14 protein-coding genes and 1 pseudogene are annotated in these 17244 nt (G+C 52.7%); 10 read left to right on the plus strand and 5 right to left on the minus strand.

Annotated elements, in window-relative coordinates:
- Positions 1–168: 168 nt before the first annotated feature.
- Both BZG25_RS06365 and BZG25_RS06370 read left to right on the plus strand, forming a co-directional pair.
- On the plus strand, positions 169–1446 hold the full coding sequence (locus BZG25_RS06365; RefSeq protein ID WP_077638701.1) for an O-acetylhomoserine aminocarboxypropyltransferase/cysteine synthase family protein: 1278 nt from the start codon (positions 169–171) through the stop codon (positions 1444–1446).
- A 64-nt stretch (positions 1447–1510) separates the two neighbouring features.
- Positions 1511–2059: a PadR family transcriptional regulator gene (locus BZG25_RS06370; protein ID WP_046074742.1), complete on the plus strand. Its 549-nt coding sequence runs from the start codon at positions 1511–1513 to the stop codon at positions 2057–2059.
- 60 nt (positions 2060–2119) lie between these two features.
- On the opposite strand, the gene metF is transcribed toward BZG25_RS06370, so the two are convergent.
- The 3 genes from metF to metB form a co-directional block, all read right to left on the minus strand.
- Positions 2120–3019, minus strand: coding sequence for a methylenetetrahydrofolate reductase (metF, locus tag BZG25_RS06375; protein ID WP_077638702.1), 900 nt, complete (start codon positions 3017–3019; stop codon positions 2120–2122).
- 261 nt (positions 3020–3280) lie between these two features.
- The gene (locus BZG25_RS06380) at positions 3281–5722 is read right to left on the minus strand and encodes a bifunctional aspartate kinase/homoserine dehydrogenase II (protein WP_077638703.1); all 2442 of its coding nucleotides are present in this window, start codon (positions 5720–5722) and stop codon (positions 3281–3283) included.
- Between the two features lie 61 nt (positions 5723–5783).
- Positions 5784–6950, minus strand: coding sequence for a cystathionine gamma-synthase (metB, locus tag BZG25_RS06385; protein ID WP_077578248.1), 1167 nt, complete (start codon positions 6948–6950; stop codon positions 5784–5786).
- Positions 6951–7136: 186 nt separating this feature from the next.
- Here metB and metJ point away from each other — a divergent pair, with 186 nt between their 5' ends.
- Positions 7137–7454: a met regulon transcriptional regulator MetJ gene (gene metJ, locus BZG25_RS06390; RefSeq protein ID WP_046074738.1), complete on the plus strand. Its 318-nt coding sequence runs from the start codon at positions 7137–7139 to the stop codon at positions 7452–7454.
- Between the two features lie 95 nt (positions 7455–7549).
- On the opposite strand, the gene BZG25_RS06395 is transcribed toward metJ, so the two are convergent.
- Both BZG25_RS06395 and rpmE read right to left on the minus strand, forming a co-directional pair.
- Complete coding sequence (locus BZG25_RS06395) at positions 7550–8803, minus strand: malic enzyme-like NAD(P)-binding protein (protein WP_046074737.1); 1254 nt, start codon at positions 8801–8803, stop codon at positions 7550–7552.
- 254 nt (positions 8804–9057) lie between these two features.
- Entirely contained in the window at positions 9058–9273 is a 216-nt protein-coding gene (rpmE, locus tag BZG25_RS06400; RefSeq protein ID WP_046074736.1) for a 50S ribosomal protein L31, read from the minus strand.
- Positions 9274–9489: 216 nt separating this feature from the next.
- Between rpmE and priA the strand changes: the two genes are divergently transcribed.
- The 7 genes and pseudogenes from priA to rraA all read left to right on the plus strand — a co-directional run bounded on the left by priA (position 9490) and on the right by rraA (position 17226).
- Positions 9490–11691: a primosomal protein N' gene (gene priA / locus BZG25_RS06405; protein WP_077638704.1), complete on the plus strand. Its 2202-nt coding sequence runs from the start codon at positions 9490–9492 to the stop codon at positions 11689–11691.
- 169 nt (positions 11692–11860) lie between these two features.
- Positions 11861–12871, plus strand: a pseudogene (gene cytR, locus BZG25_RS06410) (DNA-binding transcriptional regulator CytR); the annotation flags it as partial.
- A 72-nt stretch (positions 12872–12943) separates the two neighbouring features.
- Positions 12944–13501, plus strand: a complete 558-nt coding sequence (locus tag BZG25_RS06415) for an SPOR domain-containing protein (protein ID WP_077578246.1) — start codon at positions 12944–12946, stop codon at positions 13499–13501.
- A 150-nt stretch (positions 13502–13651) separates the two neighbouring features.
- Positions 13652–14188, plus strand: a complete 537-nt coding sequence (gene hslV, locus BZG25_RS06420) for an ATP-dependent protease subunit HslV (RefSeq protein WP_069361883.1) — start codon at positions 13652–13654, stop codon at positions 14186–14188.
- Positions 14189–14190: 2 nt separating this feature from the next.
- The gene (gene hslU / locus BZG25_RS06425; protein WP_077606822.1) at positions 14191–15522 is read left to right on the plus strand and encodes an HslU--HslV peptidase ATPase subunit; all 1332 of its coding nucleotides are present in this window, start codon (positions 14191–14193) and stop codon (positions 15520–15522) included.
- Positions 15523–15682: 160 nt separating this feature from the next.
- Positions 15683–16588, plus strand: a complete 906-nt coding sequence (locus BZG25_RS06430) for a 1,4-dihydroxy-2-naphthoate polyprenyltransferase (protein ID WP_077638705.1) — start codon at positions 15683–15685, stop codon at positions 16586–16588.
- A gap of 119 nt (positions 16589–16707) precedes the next feature.
- Positions 16708–17226, plus strand: coding sequence for a ribonuclease E activity regulator RraA (rraA, locus tag BZG25_RS06435; protein WP_046074729.1), 519 nt, complete (start codon positions 16708–16710; stop codon positions 17224–17226).
- The last annotated feature ends 18 nt before the right edge of the window (positions 17227–17244 follow it).

Raw genomic sequence — 17244 nt, forward strand, 5'->3', positions numbered from 1 at the left:
CCGTACCTCAGGGTACGGCTTTTTTGTTTCCGTATCGATTTGTCGTGTCACGGCAACCGCTGCTCGTTTTTTTTAGCTAAAGCGTCAGCGAATGCTTGCTGTTGCATTGATAATATTATTACTATTGAAGGTCGCACTGACGCGACCCAACAACGCAAAGGAATTGCCATGAAAGACGAAACCCTCTCGATTCATCACGGCTACCAGACCGACCCCACCACCAAATCGGTGGCGACACCTATCTATCAAACCGTCGCTTACGAGTTTGATAATGCCCAACACGGCGCTGATCTATTTAACCTCGATGTGCCAGGCAATATCTACTCACGGATCATGAACCCGACCAACGACGTGTTGGAACAACGGGTGGCGGCATTAGAGGGGGGTATCGCAGGGCTTTGCGTCAGTGCCGGTGCAGCCGCCATCACCTATGCGATTCAAACACTTGCCAAGGCCGGTGACAACATCGTCGCCACGCCACAGCTTTATGGTGGCACCTATACCTTGTTTGCCCACATGCTTCCCGAGCAAGGCATCGAGGTGCGTTTTGCCGCGAGTGACGACGCCAGTGCGATTGAGGCGCTGATCGATGACAACACCAAAGCGGTCTATTGCGAGTCGATTGGCAACCCTGCTGGCAATATCGCGGATATACCGGGTTTTGCCAAAATCGCACACGCGCATGGTGTCCCTTTGGTGGTCGACAATACCGTGGCTACGCCCGTTTTGTGTAAACCCATTGAGCATGGCGCCGATATCGTGGTGCACTCGCTGACTAAATACATTGGCGGCCATGGCACCACCCTTGGCGGCATGATTGTCGATGGCGGTACCTTTGACTGGGTGGCCCATCAAGCCCGCTTCCCGCAATTCTCACAACCGGAACCGGCCTATCATGGCGTGGTTTACAGTGAGACTTTTGGTCCTGCGGCGTTTATTGCCCGCGCACGTACGGTACCGCTGCGTAACAGTGGCGCAGCCCTCTCGCCGATGAATGCTTTTATGTTGATGCAAGGCTTAGAAACCTTAAGTCTGCGGATGGAGCGCCACTGCGAAAACGCCAAAGCCGTGGCCGATTACCTTGCCCATCATCCCGCCGTCGCGTGGGTGAACTATGCGGGTCAATCCGCTCACCCACATTATACCCGCGCCCAGTCACTGATACGCGGCGGGCTGCCCGCGTCATTGCTGTCATTCGGCTTAAAGGGCGGCTTTGATGAAGGGGTGAAATTTTATGATGCGCTTAATCTGTTCAAACGTTTAGTGAATATCGGTGATGCTAAATCGCTGGCTTGTCACCCCGCCTCGACGACCCACCGCCAACTGAATGAGCAAGAACAAGCCAAAGCCGGGGTAACGCCAGAGATGATCCGTCTTTGTGTCGGCATTGAGCATATCGATGACATCATTGCCGACTTGGAACAAGCCTTGGCGACGGTGAAATAGCCCAAAGAAGGCTAGCCGCCGCCAGGAAACAATCGTTGTACAAACAAAACTGTGGATATAAGAGATGTCACTCCCCCATGTAATACTGACAGTGCTAAGCAACTGCGAGGCCACGGGTTATGATATTACCAAGGCGTTTTCCACCACCATCAGCAATGTGTGGAAAGCCAGCCATCAACAGGTATATCGTGAACTCAATAAGCTCGCCGATCGAGGTGCTGTCACCTACCGCCTGGAGCCGCAAGTCGGTAAACCCGATAGGAAGGTCTACGCCATCACACCTGTCGGCACTGAGATGCTTGAGGCGTGGTTTATTCAAACACCCAAGTTAGCCCCACCACGTGACGAGTATGTCGCCAGACTACTCAGTTGTGATGTACTCGACCCAGCTCCCATGCTGGATCATGTGAATAACTTGATTGCCGAGTCTCAGCAGCTGCTTAATCACTATACGCTACTGGAACAGCGTGAATATGGCCAAGTCACTCTGCTCACGTCACAACAACGTTTAATGCGCCTCGCACTGCGACGCAGCATCCATCAACGTCGTGCATGGATGGCATGGGCGCAGGAAGTGCGCGACGAGCTCACTATGCTCGCCGCCAGTGCTTAATCACTACAACAAACACAACACGCAACCTAATACGCCCCGACATAACCGGGGCGTATTTTTTTAAGGCGTGACCGTAAGCGGGCGAACCCCTAAGGTATGGCACAGGGCATACGTCAATTCCGCACGGTTGAGGGTATAAAAGTGAAAATCTTTCACGCCTTCACGGCTTAGCACTCGCACCATATCAAGCGCAATAGAGGCGCCAACCATCTGACGCGTGACAGGATCATCCTCCAGCCCTTGATACTGTTTGTGCATCCACTGCGGCACACGCACATTGGTCATCTTGGCAAAGCGCGACGCCTGCTTAAAGTTAGAGACGGGCAAAATCCCTGGGACAATTTCCACATCAATCCCGGCGGCAACACAGCGATCACGAAAACGTAGATAACTTTCGACATCGAAGAAAAACTGCGTAATCGCCCGGCTAGCACCAGCATCCACTTTGCGCTTGAGGTTAATCAAATCCGCCTGCGCGCTTTTCGCTTCTGGGTGCACCTCAGGGTAAGCGGCAACCGAGATATCAAAGTCATGCTCTTCTTTGAGCAAACGGACTAAATCGACCGCGTACATATCCGGCTTCTTCTCCGGCGATGGCAAGTCGCCACGCAACGCCACAATGTCACGGATGCCATTTTGCCAATAATCACGGGCAATATGACGGAGCTCATCTTCAGTGGCATCAATGCAGGTTAGATGGGGTGCTGCCGCGATACCAGTCTGGTCATGAATGCTTTTCACGATGTCATGGGTGCGATCACGCTCACCGGAGTTGGCGCCATAGGTTACCGACATAAACTTAGGTTTGAGTGCTTTTAAGCGATGTACTGAGTTCCAGAGGGTTTCTTCCATACTTGGGGTGCTGGGAGGAAAAAACTCAAATGAGACGTTAATATCGCCATCTAAGTCAGCAATGTTCTGATTGAGTGCATCAATGTGGCCTGCGTGTGTGTAGCTCATATCCTCTCCCTGACACCGAACGACGCTGTTCAGTCTGCCTGTTTCTGCTCTGCTTTTGATTTATACGTTTAGACGTCCATATGTCTAAAGATTGTCGTGATTCGGCTAAAATGTCAACGATGCAAGCCATGAAAAAAACTCATGGTGTTATGAAGATAGACGACACAGCCATCAATGCACACCTCACAACGCGGGTAACGGCACAAAAAAAGCTGCCTACGCAGCGCGCAGACAGCTTGATCACGGTTATCCATTAGCGGGTTAGTGAAGGCGACTTATCAAGCGATTTAGATCGGATTGAATGGCGCCTGCGGTGACATCGCGTCCCGCCCCTGGCCCACGAATGACCAAAGGATTCTCGCGATACCATTGGCTTTCAATCGCAAACACATTGTCACACGGTAATAGATGCGCAAGTGGATGCTCGCTGGGTAAGGTTTCTAGGCTCACATGGGCGTGACCGTTAACCTCCAAGCGCGCCACATAACGTAGCACTGACCGATTTTTATGCGCTTTGTCTAATCGCTCTTGTAGCGGTTCATCCATTTGGTGTGCATTATCAAGAAAGGCATCCAAAGACAGATCAGCCAGTGACTTAGGCACCAAGGACTCAACCTTTACCTGCTCAGGTTCGAGGGACATGCCCGCTTCACGTGCCAAAATCACCAATTTACGCACCACGTCAGCCCCAGAAAGATCATCCCGTGGGTCAGGCTCGGTTAGGCCTTGCTGCCAAGCCTGCTCAAGCAGGACGCTAAAGGGGACCTCACCACTGAATTGCAAAAACAGCCATGACAAAGTGCCAGAAAAGATCCCAGACAGTGCAACAATCGTGTCACCACTTTCACGCAGATCTTGCACCGCGTAGTTAATCGGTAACCCGGCGCCCACGGTCGCATTGTAGAGCCAATGGCGCCCGGTTTTGCTAAACGCCTGCTGAATCGCGTGGTACTGCTCGGCGGGTGCGGCGCCCGCCTCTTTGTTGGCGGAGATTAAGTGAAAGCCATGCTCGGCAAGTCGCGGATACAAGTACGCTAATGACTCACTGGCGGTGACATCCAACACAATCACATCGTCATACGGGTGATTCAGTAGACGAGTGAGCCACTCATCATCAAAATAAGGCTCGCAACGCTCGTCAAACCCATCCAACACATGCGTGGCATCAATACCGGCAAAATCAAGCCATTGGTTGCGGCTGTCCATCACTGAAATCAGTGAGACTTCCTTACCATGACGCTTTTCCAAGTGTGCTTTTTGCTCGGCAAAAAGGCTTAGCCAACGGGTACCAATATTGCCTTTGCCCACCAACACCAAGCCGATACGGCGCTGAGCTTGAAACAAGGCATCATGCAAACTGGCAACCAGTGCCTGAGTGTGGACGTGGCGTAGGATAGCAACCAGGCTCAGCCCAGAGGCCGACTCACTGATAAATTCCACCGGCTGTGATTTGAGTTGCTGATAGAAGCCATGGCAGTGTACGGGGTTGTTCACCACGCCTGCCCCAACCGCCGCCACCATGGTAAAGCCTTCACGCAGTTTGAGTTCAGCTGGGAGGCCGGCGTCTTGAATTTGCGCCATTACCAATGCCACGACTTCCGTGGTAAACGCTAACAAAATACGGTACTGGTCGTCTTGGTAATCCGTTGCTAATGGCTGTACTTTTAGCTGTGACAAAATCCGGCTGAGCTCTTGTTTTATCGCTTGAAAATCTTGTCCTCGCGCAACATCAAACTGGAGCAAGCTCACCTCATCCAACGCCGTAATGATTTTTGCCCCGCGCCCGGTGGCTAACACGCGCTCAATACGTGTTGATCCGCTATCCGGCGCTTGGGTGCAGCGCAACGTCAGGTCGGTCGCACTTTGCGCCACCGGCTGTAAGGTTCGGCTATGCAGCACGGGAGCGGCGAGTCGCGCCAGCTCGCCCGCTTCGTCGAGACGAATTAAAGGCAGCAAACAGGCATTATCAACATGGCGTGGGTCCGCACTATAGACCCCGGCGACATCACTCCAAATGGTCACACGGCTCACGCCTGCAAGCGCCCCCAAGACAGTGGCCGAGTAATCGGAGCCATTGCGCCCTAACAGCACTGTTTCTCCCGCTTGATTTTGTGCCATAAAGCCGGTGATCACCACATGCGTATCGCCATGCTGAGAAAGCTGATTTTGCAATAAAGGCCAAGACGCCCCGCGATCTACTTCCGGCTGAGCGGCGCGCTCGGCGCGCAAACATTGGCGTGAATCTAACATCACCGCGGCACGTCGATGCTGTTTCAATAACTGGGCCAACAGACGCGCCGACCAGACCTCTCCAAAACCTTGCACGTACGCTTTGTCGCTCTCGTTCACGCCCTGATCGCCCAACGACGCAATGGTTGCGATATCGGCATAAAGCGCATCCACCAGCTGCTGCTTGGGTTCACCATCAATCAAGTTCTCAATCAAGTCTTGCTGAAAGGCGCGCACCGCTTGCAAGGTCTCATGCGCCACTCGTCCATCCTTGTCTAACTGTGCTAACCACATGATCAGCTGGTTAGTGGTTTTTCCTGCCGCGGACACCACGATTAAGTCTTGCTGGCTCGCATGCGCGGTCAATACATCGACCACACGGCGATAGCAATCAGGGCTCGCAAGGCTACTGCCACCAAACTTGTGCAATTGGCGTGGTGACTCGGGGGACGTTTCCGTCGGTTGCGCATGCATGGCAAGGTCTCTCTTAATGTCTATCGATCTCGGTAAAGCGGCGCGCACTGAAGCGCAGCCTCTATGGGGTGTCACCCTCTAAACGGGCAAAGGCGTTCGCCAAATCGGCAACCAAATCTTGCGCATCTTCTAATCCAATGGAAAAACGCAACAAGGTCGGTGCGATGCCCGCCTCCGCTTGCGCGGCGTCACTCATGGCTCTGTGTGTCATCGAACCAGGGTGCGTCACTAAGCTTTCTACCCCCCCGAGAGACTCGGCGAGGGCAAATAACGTGAGGCCATCAATAAATCGCGCCACACCGGCTTGGTCTGTATCCAATTCTAAGCTCAGCATGCTACCAAACCCCGCTTGCTGGCGCGCAGCAATTTGGTGGCCAGGGTGAGAGGCCAGCCCGGGGTAGTAGATTTTCCGCACTGCCGACACCGTTTGCAGGTAGCTGAGTACCGCTTCAGTGTTGTGTTGGTGTTGTTTAACGCGTGCACCCAATGTGCGCAACCCTCGCAGTGTCATATAACTGTCAAATGCATTGCCCGTCGCCCCTAAGCAATTTCCCCACCAAGCCAATGTCTCGGCAAGTTCACTGGTCGCGGCGATCACCGCGCCACCGACAATATCAGAATGGCCATTAATAAATTTGGTGGTCGAATGCACCACCATATCCGCGCCCAGCGCAAAAGGCGTTTGCAAAGCTGGCGATAAAAACGTGTTGTCGACCACTACCCAAGCCCCCACTTGATGGGCTTTTTGGCATATTTCTGCGATATCGACCACGCGTAAGAGTGGATTGGATGGGGTTTCCACCAGCACGAGCTTGGGCTGTTTGGCCAATGCCTGGTCCAACGCATCATGGTCCGATTGATCGACAAAACTTACCTGCCAGATCCCTTGTTTGGCACGCGATTCGAGCAAGCGATAGGTGCCGCCATAACAATCATGTGGGGCGACAATATGCTCGCCAGCCTCCAACAGAGATAGCACCAAGTTTATCGCCGACATCCCGCAGTTGGTCACCACCGCACCTGCGCCCCCTTCTAAGTCAGTCAGCGCTTGTTCGAGCTGCGCACGCGTTGGGTTGCCGCCTCGCGCGTAGTCGTAAGTAGGCACATCACCCAGTGCCGGGAAACGGTAATTGGTCGATAAGTACAGGGGAGGCACCACCGCATGGTGCTGGGTGTCAGTCCCAATCCCGGTCCGAACGGCGATAGTGTCGGTTTTTTTCTCAGTCATGATCTATCCTTGCTAGTCTGGTTTGCGCATGGTGGGCGTGATCCAGGTTTCATACTGCCACCTTACCCTGCGCTTTTTGGGACGTCAACACTTCTAGACGTCTATACTCCTTTGCATGTGGCGGTTAATATAGCTAAAATCTCCGCAGCATCATTCTGGGTATTCCATAATCAAGATAGGTGAGACATGGCGCAGTGGAACGGCGACTACATTAATCCGTATGCCGAACATGGTAAAAAGAAAGAGCAGGTAAAGAAGATCACCGTCTCTATCCCATTAAAAGTACTAAAAATTCTTACCGACGAGCGTACTCGTCGTCAGGTGCAAAACCTCCGTCATGCGACCAACAGTGAGTTGTTGTGTGAGGCATTTCTTCATGCCTACACCGGCCAACCACTACCAACCGATGACGATATCCGTAAGGATAAACCCGACAGCATTCCCGCTGAAGCACGTCGGATCATGGAAGAGCTTGGTATCGAGTTCGACGATAGCGAATACTAAAAAAACCCGCCGATTGGCGGGTTTTCTGTAATGATAGGTGCTCAGCACAACCTTCTCAGGCTCTATTCCACCGCGCTTTTCCTCACGCTCAAGCATTACGCCTTGTCGAGCATATAGTTTTCTGGCATCTCGATACGAGCCACGCCGGTTTCCACGGCGGCCAGCGCTACCGCGCGGGCAACCTTAGGTAATAAACGCGCGTCCATTGGCTTGGGAATAATGTAATCTGGGCCAAAGCTTAGCGAAGACAAACCGGCGGCGTCTAATACCGTTTGTGGGACAGGCTCTTTGGCTAGGCTGCGAATGGCCTCTACCGCTGCCAACTTCATCGCATCGTTAATTTCACTGGCACGTACATCCAATGCGCCACGGAAAATAAACGGGAAGCAGAGCACGTTATTGACCTGATTCGGGTAATCCGAACGCCCGGTTCCCATGATCAGATCATCGCGCACTTGATGCGCCACATCCGGATGAATTTCAGGATCTGGGTTCGAGCAGGCAAATACCACGGGTTTATCTGCCATCAGCTTCAAGGCGTCGGGTGAAAGCAAGTCTGGACCGGAGACGCCAACGAACATATCCGCGCCCTCAATCACATCTTCGAGGGTACGCTTATCCGTGTTATTGGCAAACAGCTGCTTGTATTTGTTGATGTCGTCACGACGCGTATGGATCACGCCTTTACGATCCAACATATAGATTTTTTCCCGCTGAGCGCCACATTTTATTAATAGCTCCATACAGGCAACAGCCGCTGCGCCTGCGCCCATGCACACCACCGTCGCCTCGCGGATATCTTTGCCTTGCAGCTCAAGCGCGTTAAGCATGCCGGCAGCGGTGACGATGGCAGTGCCGTGTTGATCATCATGAAATACAGGCACTTCGCAACGTGCAATTAATTGTTTTTCAATCTCAAAACAATCTGGGGCTTTGATATCTTCGAGATTGATACCGCCAAAGGTATCCGCGATGTTCGCCACGGTATCCACGAATTCATCGATAGTACGGTGTTTGACTTCAATGTCGATCGAGTCCAATCCAGCAAAACGCTTGAACAATAAAGCTTTACCTTCCATGACAGGCTTAGAAGCCATGGGGCCTAAATTTCCTAGCCCCAAAATCGCGGTGCCGTTTGAGACCACCGCCACCATGTTGCCTTTACCCGTATAGCGGTAAACCGCATCCGCATCTTGCGCTATCTCACGCACAGGCTCAGCAACGCCAGGACTGTACGCCAACGCGAGATCCGCGGCCGAGTCGGCAGGTTTGCTCAATTCAACAGAAATTTTTCCGGGAGTAGGGTATGCATGATAATCCAGCGCTTGCTGGCGTTTATCGTCCGACATCTAGTGTTCCTAATTATTATCGTGAAGGGGAAACTAATATCGACAGGGAAGCGTCACCGATATTAGTCAGACACTCTACAAACCACACAGGGAAGGTTTGTATAATAAAAAAGATGGTAACGCAGGGAGCAAACGTCCACCAGTACTAACAGCACATTCGCGATGATGCTCGGACCTGTTGTCCGATGACAGGGACGATACGATCAAAAAAGGGACGCTGATGCGTCCCTTCTCTGTATTCGGTCAATAGCGGCTTATTTTTTGCTGCTAAGGGCACCGAAACGCTTCTTAAAGCGGTCAACACGGCCACCGGTATCAAGGATACGCTGCTTACCAGTGTAGAATGGGTGACACTTGTCACACACGTCTAGGTAAATGTCTTTGCCTAGGGTTGTGCTGAACGCGAATTCGTTACCGCAAGAGCATTTTGCTGTGACGGCTTTGTACTCTGGATGGATACCAGCTTTCATAGGGATAACCTCATCTTAAAGGCCGTGTCGCTCTCCCGATCCTAAGCCGGGCACCACACGTCGTTAACAAACATTTTCTAAGGCGCGCAATTCTAATCAAGCGCCCTCTTTTTCGCAACTTTTTTGTGCAATCCGCGTGTCTCTTACGGTGCAACAAGGCTTTGCCAACGTGTGGCTAACCGTTACACTGACATTCCTTCTGGCCAATAAGATGTTGTGATGGAACAGTTTGCTCAGGTGGCTTTGCCTGTCCCTTTGCCGAAAACCTTTGATTACCGTATTGCAGACGATCAGCATCCGATCATCGGAGGGCGCGTCAAGGTGCCGTTTGGACGCCAGCATAAAGTTGGCATCGTTACCGGCTTGTCGCCAACGGCCAGTGTGGAAGCCAGCCAACTCAAAGCGATTGATACCGTACTCGACACGCAGCCGGTTTGGACCCCCGCGGTATACAATCTCCTGCAATGGGCGAGCCGTTTTTACCATCATCCGCTAGGAGATGCGATGGGGGCGGTGATGCCAACCTCGCTGCGTAAAGGACGCCCTGCGACATTGCAGCAACAAAAATGGTGGCAAATCACCGAGTCAGGACAAAACCAACCTCTATCAGGTCTGAGCCGCGCCCCCAAACAAGCCCGAGTGTTGCAGCTTCTCACGCACGGTCCAGCCACTCAAGCCGACTTAATCGAACAAGACATCGGCACGCCGGTGCTAAAAACGGTGGCAGAAAAAGGCTGGATCGCGCCCTACTCGCCCCCTTCTCAGGCCAATGCTTGGGTAAAAAACTTTGCGGTGACCGAAGAAAAACCGACGTTAAACCACGAGCAAGCGATGGCGGTTGCCACCCTCAATGCTGGCGATGGTTTTGCCTGCGCGCTATTAGAGGGGATCACTGGCTCAGGCAAAACCGAGGTGTATCTCAATGTGCTTGAGCCGGTGCTCGCACGTGGCCAGCAAGCGCTCATCCTGGTGCCAGAAATTGGCCTGACACCACAAACCATTCGCCGTTTTGAGCGCCGCTTTGCTGTTCCTGTGACCGTGATGCATTCAGGGCTCAGCGATACCGACCGTCTCAACGCCTGGCTGGCCGCACGGGAGAATCAAGCCGCGATAGTGATTGGCACACGCTCAGCGCTTTTTACCCCCATGGCAAAGCTTGGCATCATCATTATCGATGAGGAGCACGACCCTTCCTATAAGCAGCAAGATAGCTTTCGCTATCACGCCCGCGATCTGGCTGTCATGCGGGGGCATGAAGAACAAGTGCCGGTGATCTTGGGCTCGGCAACGCCATCACTGGAGAGCTTACACAACGCAAAAACCGGCAAATACCAGTACCTTAAGCTCACGCAACGCCCTGGTAACGCGGTCACCGCCCGGCAAGGGATACTCGATATCAAAGGCCATCACCTCGAAGCTGGCTTGTCGGCGCCGCTGATTGCTGAAATGCGTCAGCACCTGCAACAAGGTAACCAGGTGATGCTGTTTTTAAATCGCCGCGGTTATGCGCCCGCGATGATGTGTCACGAATGCGGCTGGCTAGCGAACTGCCAACGCTGTGATGCCTACTATACCCTTCATCAACAACACCAAGAGTTGCGTTGTCATCACTGTGGCCACCAAAAACGTGTGCCTCCCCAATGTGGCGACTGTGGTTCTACCCAGCTTATTAGCGTCGGTGTCGGTACCGAGCAACTCGAATCCCAGCTTGGCACCTTGTTTCCCGAATACAATACCGTTCGCATTGATCGCGATAATACCCGGCGAAAAGGGAGCCTTGAAGGTTACTTGGCCGACATTGAAAAGGGTGAGTATCAAATTCTATTGGGCACACAAATGCTCGCCAAAGGCCATCACTTTCCTAACGTCACCCTGGTCGCCTTAGTCGATGTTGACGGGGCTCTATTCAGTAATGACTTTCGTGCCCCTGAGCGTTTGGCCCAATTGATGGTGCAAGTCGCCGGGCGAGCGGGCCGCGCCAGTAAGCCGGGTACCGTGTTATTACAAACCCACCATCCAGAGCACACCCTGATCCAATCTTTAGTGCATAAAGGTTATCAAGCCTTTGCCGAATCTGCGTTAAATGAACGGCGTCAGGCGTGGCTGCCGCCTTACACGTTTCTTAGTCTCTTTCGCGCCGACGGGCATGAAGAAAACAGCGTCCAGCAGTTTTTACAACAGGTGCGTCAAACGCTGGCTACCTCACCGATTCAACAGGATGAATGCCATATTATGGGGCCTATGCCCGCCGCCATGGCGAAACGCGCGGGTCGCTATCGGTGGCAACTCCTCATTCAAGCGCCCAGCCGAAAAATCATGCAGCAATGGCTCCAAGTGGCGCTCCCGGCCATCCAACAGCTCCCTCTGTCGCGTAAAGTGAGGTGGTCATTAGATGTCGAGCCGCAAGACCTTTCTTAACATTCCCTTGCAGTAAAGCGACAGCAATCACACTTTCATTGCAATAAGTGTTAGCTTGTCCGTGTTTAAATCGGACAAGGCTAGGTAGAATAAGGCCGCAATTGGCTAAGAGAACAGGTCAGACGAGCTAATAACTGTCTGATCTCACAATACAGATAACAAGAGGACTGTCATTATGGCGACAATGAAGGACGTTGCCCACATTGCCGGTGTATCCACAGCAACCGTCTCTCGCGCGCTGATGAACCCTGAGAAGGTCTCGGCCACAACCCGTAAAAAGGTTGAGCAAGCGGTCGTAGAAGCTGGCTATTCCCCTAACTCACTTGCACGTAACCTACGCCGCAACGAGTCCAAAACCATCGTCGCGATTGTCCCAGACATCTGCGATCCTTACTTTAGTGAGATCATCCGCGGGATCGAAGAAGCGGCGATGGAGCACGGTTACCTGGTTTTGCTCGGAGATAGTGCCCAACAACACCACCGCGAAAACTCATTCGTCAACTTGGTTTTTACCAAACAGGCAGATGGCATGCTCCTACTGGGCTCCGATGTTCCCTTTGATGTCAGTAAGCCCGAGCAGAAAAATCTCCCTCCGCTTGTGATGGCATGTGAGTATGCCCCGGATCTTGAATTGCCGACGGTGCATATCGACAACCTGACTGCCGCTTTTGAGGCGGTCAATTACCTCACCCAAGTCGGCCACACCCGTATTGCCAATATTACTGGGGTGCCGGAAACCGCACTGACGCAATTCCGCTCACAAGGCTATCAGCAGGCCCTGCAGCGCGCGGGGATTACAGTCAACCCAGCCTACAGCGTGGTGGGAGATTTCAGTTTTGCCTCTGGAGCGCGGGCAATGACCAATCTATTGTCCCTCCCTGAGCCTCCCACCGCGGTATTCTGTCATTGTGATGTGATGGCCGTCGGTGCCATGCAACAAGCAAAGCGCCTAGGCATGCGCGTGCCGCAAGATATTTCGATTGTAGGGTTTGATGACATCCAATTCGCCGAATATTGCGATCCTCCCCTGACCACTGTCTCCCAACCTCGCTACGACATTGGTCGTCAGGCGATGTTAATGCTGCTCAACACCTTGCAAGGGCGTGAAGTGAATGCAGGATCACGACTTTTAGATGCCAAATTAGTGATCCGTGAGAGCGTTGCCCCACCGTCTCGGTAGTAAGACTGGTCAGCACGAGTCGAAGCCAGTAACATGAGCGCTTTACTGGCTTTTTGAAATTGAATATTTGCTGTGGCAACTCGTGACTACGTAAAACGTGGTAAAGCACCACGTAAAAAAAATACCCGCCGCCAACCACCCAAAGCGCGTGCTCGTTTCCCATTAAAATGGGCGTTGCTTGCCGTCTGCTTGGTTGGCGCGTTTGGTTATGGCCTGTACCTATTAAGTAATACCGACGCGCCCGCGCCTAAACCGGCAACAGACACACAGCCTCAGCCTTCCACGCAGAGCAAGAAGGCACATCTGCCTAAAAAGCCTGAAGAAAAATGGAGTTACATCGAAGAGCTGGAGAGTAAAGAGGTGGAAGTGAAGGCCAAAGCATTGCCGCAATCCACGCGTCCTTACCTGATGCAATGCGGTGCGTACCGCAGTCAAGAGCAGGCAAATGAACGTAAAGCGATCATCGCTTTTCAAGGGCTAGAAAGCCAAATCAAGATAAGCCAAGGAGAAAAAGGCACCTGGTACCGGGTGGTATTGGGTCCTTACCCACGCAAGCGTCAAGCAGAGCGTGACCGTAATATGCTCCGCCGCGCCGGGGTTGAGCCTTGTGCTATTTGGTACTGGGAATAACAGCGCCGCATTTTATCGGCTGGGTCAAGTCTATTCCTTGCCCAGCCTTGATTGAAATCCTTCCTTCTCCCCTTGAAAAGTGAGCGGCAAAGCCCAACCTCTTACATTAATCACCCACCTGGTGTACCAGACACAAAGAAAGAGGTTCCCGTGACTACAATCGTTTCCGTTCGTCGCGAAGGTAAAGTGGTTATTGCTGGCGATGGCCAAGTGTCACTCGGCAATACCGTGATGAAAGGCAATGCCCGAAAAGTCCGTCGTTTGTATAACGGCCAAGTTCTCGCCGGATTTGCTGGCGGCACTGCTGATGCCTTCACCTTATTTGAGCGCTTCGAGCGCAAGCTTGAATTACACCAAGGGCACCTAACCAAAGCGGCCGTTGAACTGGCTAAAGAATGGCGTACTGATCGCGCGCTACGTCGATTAGAGGCCCTACTGGCGGTCGCTGATGAAACCGCCTCATTGATCATTACCGGTAACGGCGATGTGGTTGAACCAGAGCGCGACTTGATCGCCATTGGCTCTGGCGGCAACTATGCCCAAGCCGCCGCCGTTGCTATGCTTGAAAACACGGCGTTAGATGCCCGCGAGATCGCAGAGAAAGCGCTAACCATCGCCGGTGATATATGTGTGTTTACTAACCAGCAGCACACCGTTGAAGAACTCGAGAGTAAGAAACAGGATTAGTGATGTCTGAAATGACTCCACGCGAAATCGTGCATGAGCTTGACCGTCACATTATCGGTCAAGACAATGCCAAACGTGCGGTGGCGATCGCACTGCGAAACCGCTGGCGCCGAATGCAGCTTGCCGAAGAGCTGCGTGCGGAAGTCACCCCGAAAAACATCTTGATGATTGGTCCAACCGGTGTGGGTAAAACGGAGATCGCTCGCCGGTTAGCACGCCTTGCCAACGCGCCTTTTATCAAGGTGGAAGCTACCAAGTTCACCGAAGTGGGTTATGTCGGGAAAGAGGTGGAAACCATTATTCGCGATCTGGCGGATGTGGCGATGAATATGACCCAGCAGCAAGCGATGGAAAAGGTAAAATTCCGCGCTGAAGAACAAGCTGAAGATCGTATCCTCGATATCTTGCTGCCACCCGCACGCGACGCATGGGGCCAAAATGAGGCCAGCCAAGAGGATTCTTCAACACGGCAAAGCTTCCGTAAAAAATTACGCGAAGGCCAGCTTGATGATAAAGAAGTGGAAGTCGATGTCGCCGCCCCACAAATGGGGGTGGAAATCATGTCGCCGCCAGGCATGGAAGAGATGACCAACCAGCTTCAAAGCATGTTCCAAAACCTCGGTGGCAACAGCACCAAAAAGCGTAAGATGAAAATCAAAGACGCCATGAAAGCGCTGACCGAGGAAGAAGCCGCCAAGCTGGTTAACCAAGAAGAAATTAAAGAGCAAGCCATCCACATGGTGGAGAACAACGGCATCGTGTTTGTGGATGAAATCGATAAGATCTGTAAGTCAGGCAACACCAGTGGTGGCGAGGTGTCTCGCGAAGGGGTGCAACGCGATCTCTTGCCATTGGTCGAAGGCAGCACAGTGTCTACCAAACACGGTATGATCAAAACCGATCATATTCTGTTTATCGCCTCAGGCGCTTTCCAAGTATCACGTCCGTCTGATCTGATCCCGGAATTGCAAGGGCGCTTGCCCATCCGTGTTGAGCTTGAAGCGCTATCCACCGATGACTTTAAGCGGATCCTCACCGAGCCAAATGCGTCGCTCACTCAGCAATATACCGCACTGCTAAAAACCGAAGAGATTGATCTGGCGTTTGAGGAAAGTGGTATTGATGAGCTGGCCTCTGCCGCGTGGCGGGTGAACGAGAAAACCGAAAACATCGGCGCCCGTCGCCTGCATACCTTGATGGAACGCTTGATGGAAGAGGTCTCATACGACGCCAGCGAACGCGCCGGTCAAAGTGTCACCGTTGATGCGGATTATGTCCGCCGCCACCTCGAAGAGTTGGTTGATGACGAAGACTTGAGTCGCTTCATCCTCTAAACGAGCTCGAGACCGCAATACTAGGGCAGCAAACGCTGCCCTTTTTTGCATCAAAATTTGAGCTAGCGCAACAGCAAGTCGGATTTCAGCCGACAATGGGTTACTCCTCCCCTGGCTTGCGCAATAATGGTGACATCGTTTTTTCGTCTTGAGGATCGCTATGCGGCCTTCTACTCTCGCGATATGGCTGGATGCGGCGCGACCTAAAACGCTACCGCTGGCCGTTACCTCGATTTTGTCCGGCAGTGCGGTCGCTGCCTCGCAAGGGAGCCTGTCATGGTCAATCAGCTTGATGGCGCTCGTCACTGCCTTATTGCTGCAGATCCTGTCTAACCTCGCGAACGACTATGGTGATGCGATAAAAGGCACGGATAACGTGACGCGTATCGGTCCCATGCGCGCGATCCAATCCGGCCACGTCAGCCTGACCACCATGCGCCGTGCGCTCATGCTTAATATTGGTTTAACCCTACTCAGTGGTGGGTCACTGATTGCGATTGCCTGCCAACAGCCGACTGACATTATTAGTTTCTTGCTGCTCGGTGTGATGGCGATTGTCGCGGCCATTACCTACACCGTGGGCAACAAGCCGTATGGCTATCGCGGTTTAGGAGATGTGTCGGTGCTGATCTTCTTTGGTTGGCTCGGGGTGGCAGGCACTTATTATTTGCAGGTCGGCCACATTGATTCCTTGGTCATTTTACCCGCGACGGCGTGTGGCTTATTAGCGGTCGGCGTACTCAATATCAATAATTTACGAGATATTGATAACGATCGCGCGTGTGGTAAGCATACCTTAGTGGTGCGTTTAGGGCCGGAGCGCGGACGTCAGTATCATGTGATTTTACTGGCCGGGGCGGTTGCGTGTTATTCCTTATTTGCCGCCCTCACCTTGCAAGCCTGGTTGGGTTGGTTGTTCCTTGCCAGTGTGCCCTTACTGGTGCGCCATGGGCGTGACGTTTACCAAGCCACCAATGCCAACGCCCTGCGTCCCATGATGGGAACCATGGTGCGTTGTGCACTGATCACCAATGGCCTGTTTATGACCGGTATGCTGTTAGTCTAATCAGGCCACAGATTGTCCGCTTTAACATTGCAAACCCTTATGGGCTCGTTATACTTGGACTTGCCATGTTGGCAACACTAGCTTGCCAGCCTTTTTCTGCCTCAACAAGAAGTTAGACTATGGAATATAATACCTCGGAACTATGCGACATGTACCCCGAACACGTGGATGTCGTGGAGCCAATGTTTAGCTCTTATGGGGGCCGCAGCTCGTTTGGTGGCCAAATTACCACAGTAAAATGCTTTGAGGACAATGGGTTAATTCGTGAAATGGCCGAACAAGACGGCGAGCAGCGAATTATGCTGATTGATGGCGGCGGTTCGTTACGTCGCGCCCTTATTGACGGCGAGATTGCGCAGCTTGCCGCTGACAACGACTGGGCTGGCATGATTGTTTATGGGTGTGTCCGTGATGTCGATACCATTGATGAAATCGATATCGGCATTCAAGCACTGGCTTCAATTCCAGTGGGGGCTGACGAGCAAGGTGTCGGTGAAACGGACGTGCCAGTGAACTTTGGCGGCGTTACCTTCTTGCCTGATGATCATGTCTATGCCGACACCACCGGCGTGATCCTTTCACCTGATGCGCTGACCATGGCAGACGCGGACATCGATGAGGCGGAAGACGACGACTGACTCGTCGCCTGACACCGA

The organism is Salinivibrio sp. ML198, from assembly GCF_001996015.1.
Classification (GTDB): Bacteria; Pseudomonadota; Gammaproteobacteria; order Enterobacterales; family Vibrionaceae; genus Salinivibrio; species Salinivibrio siamensis.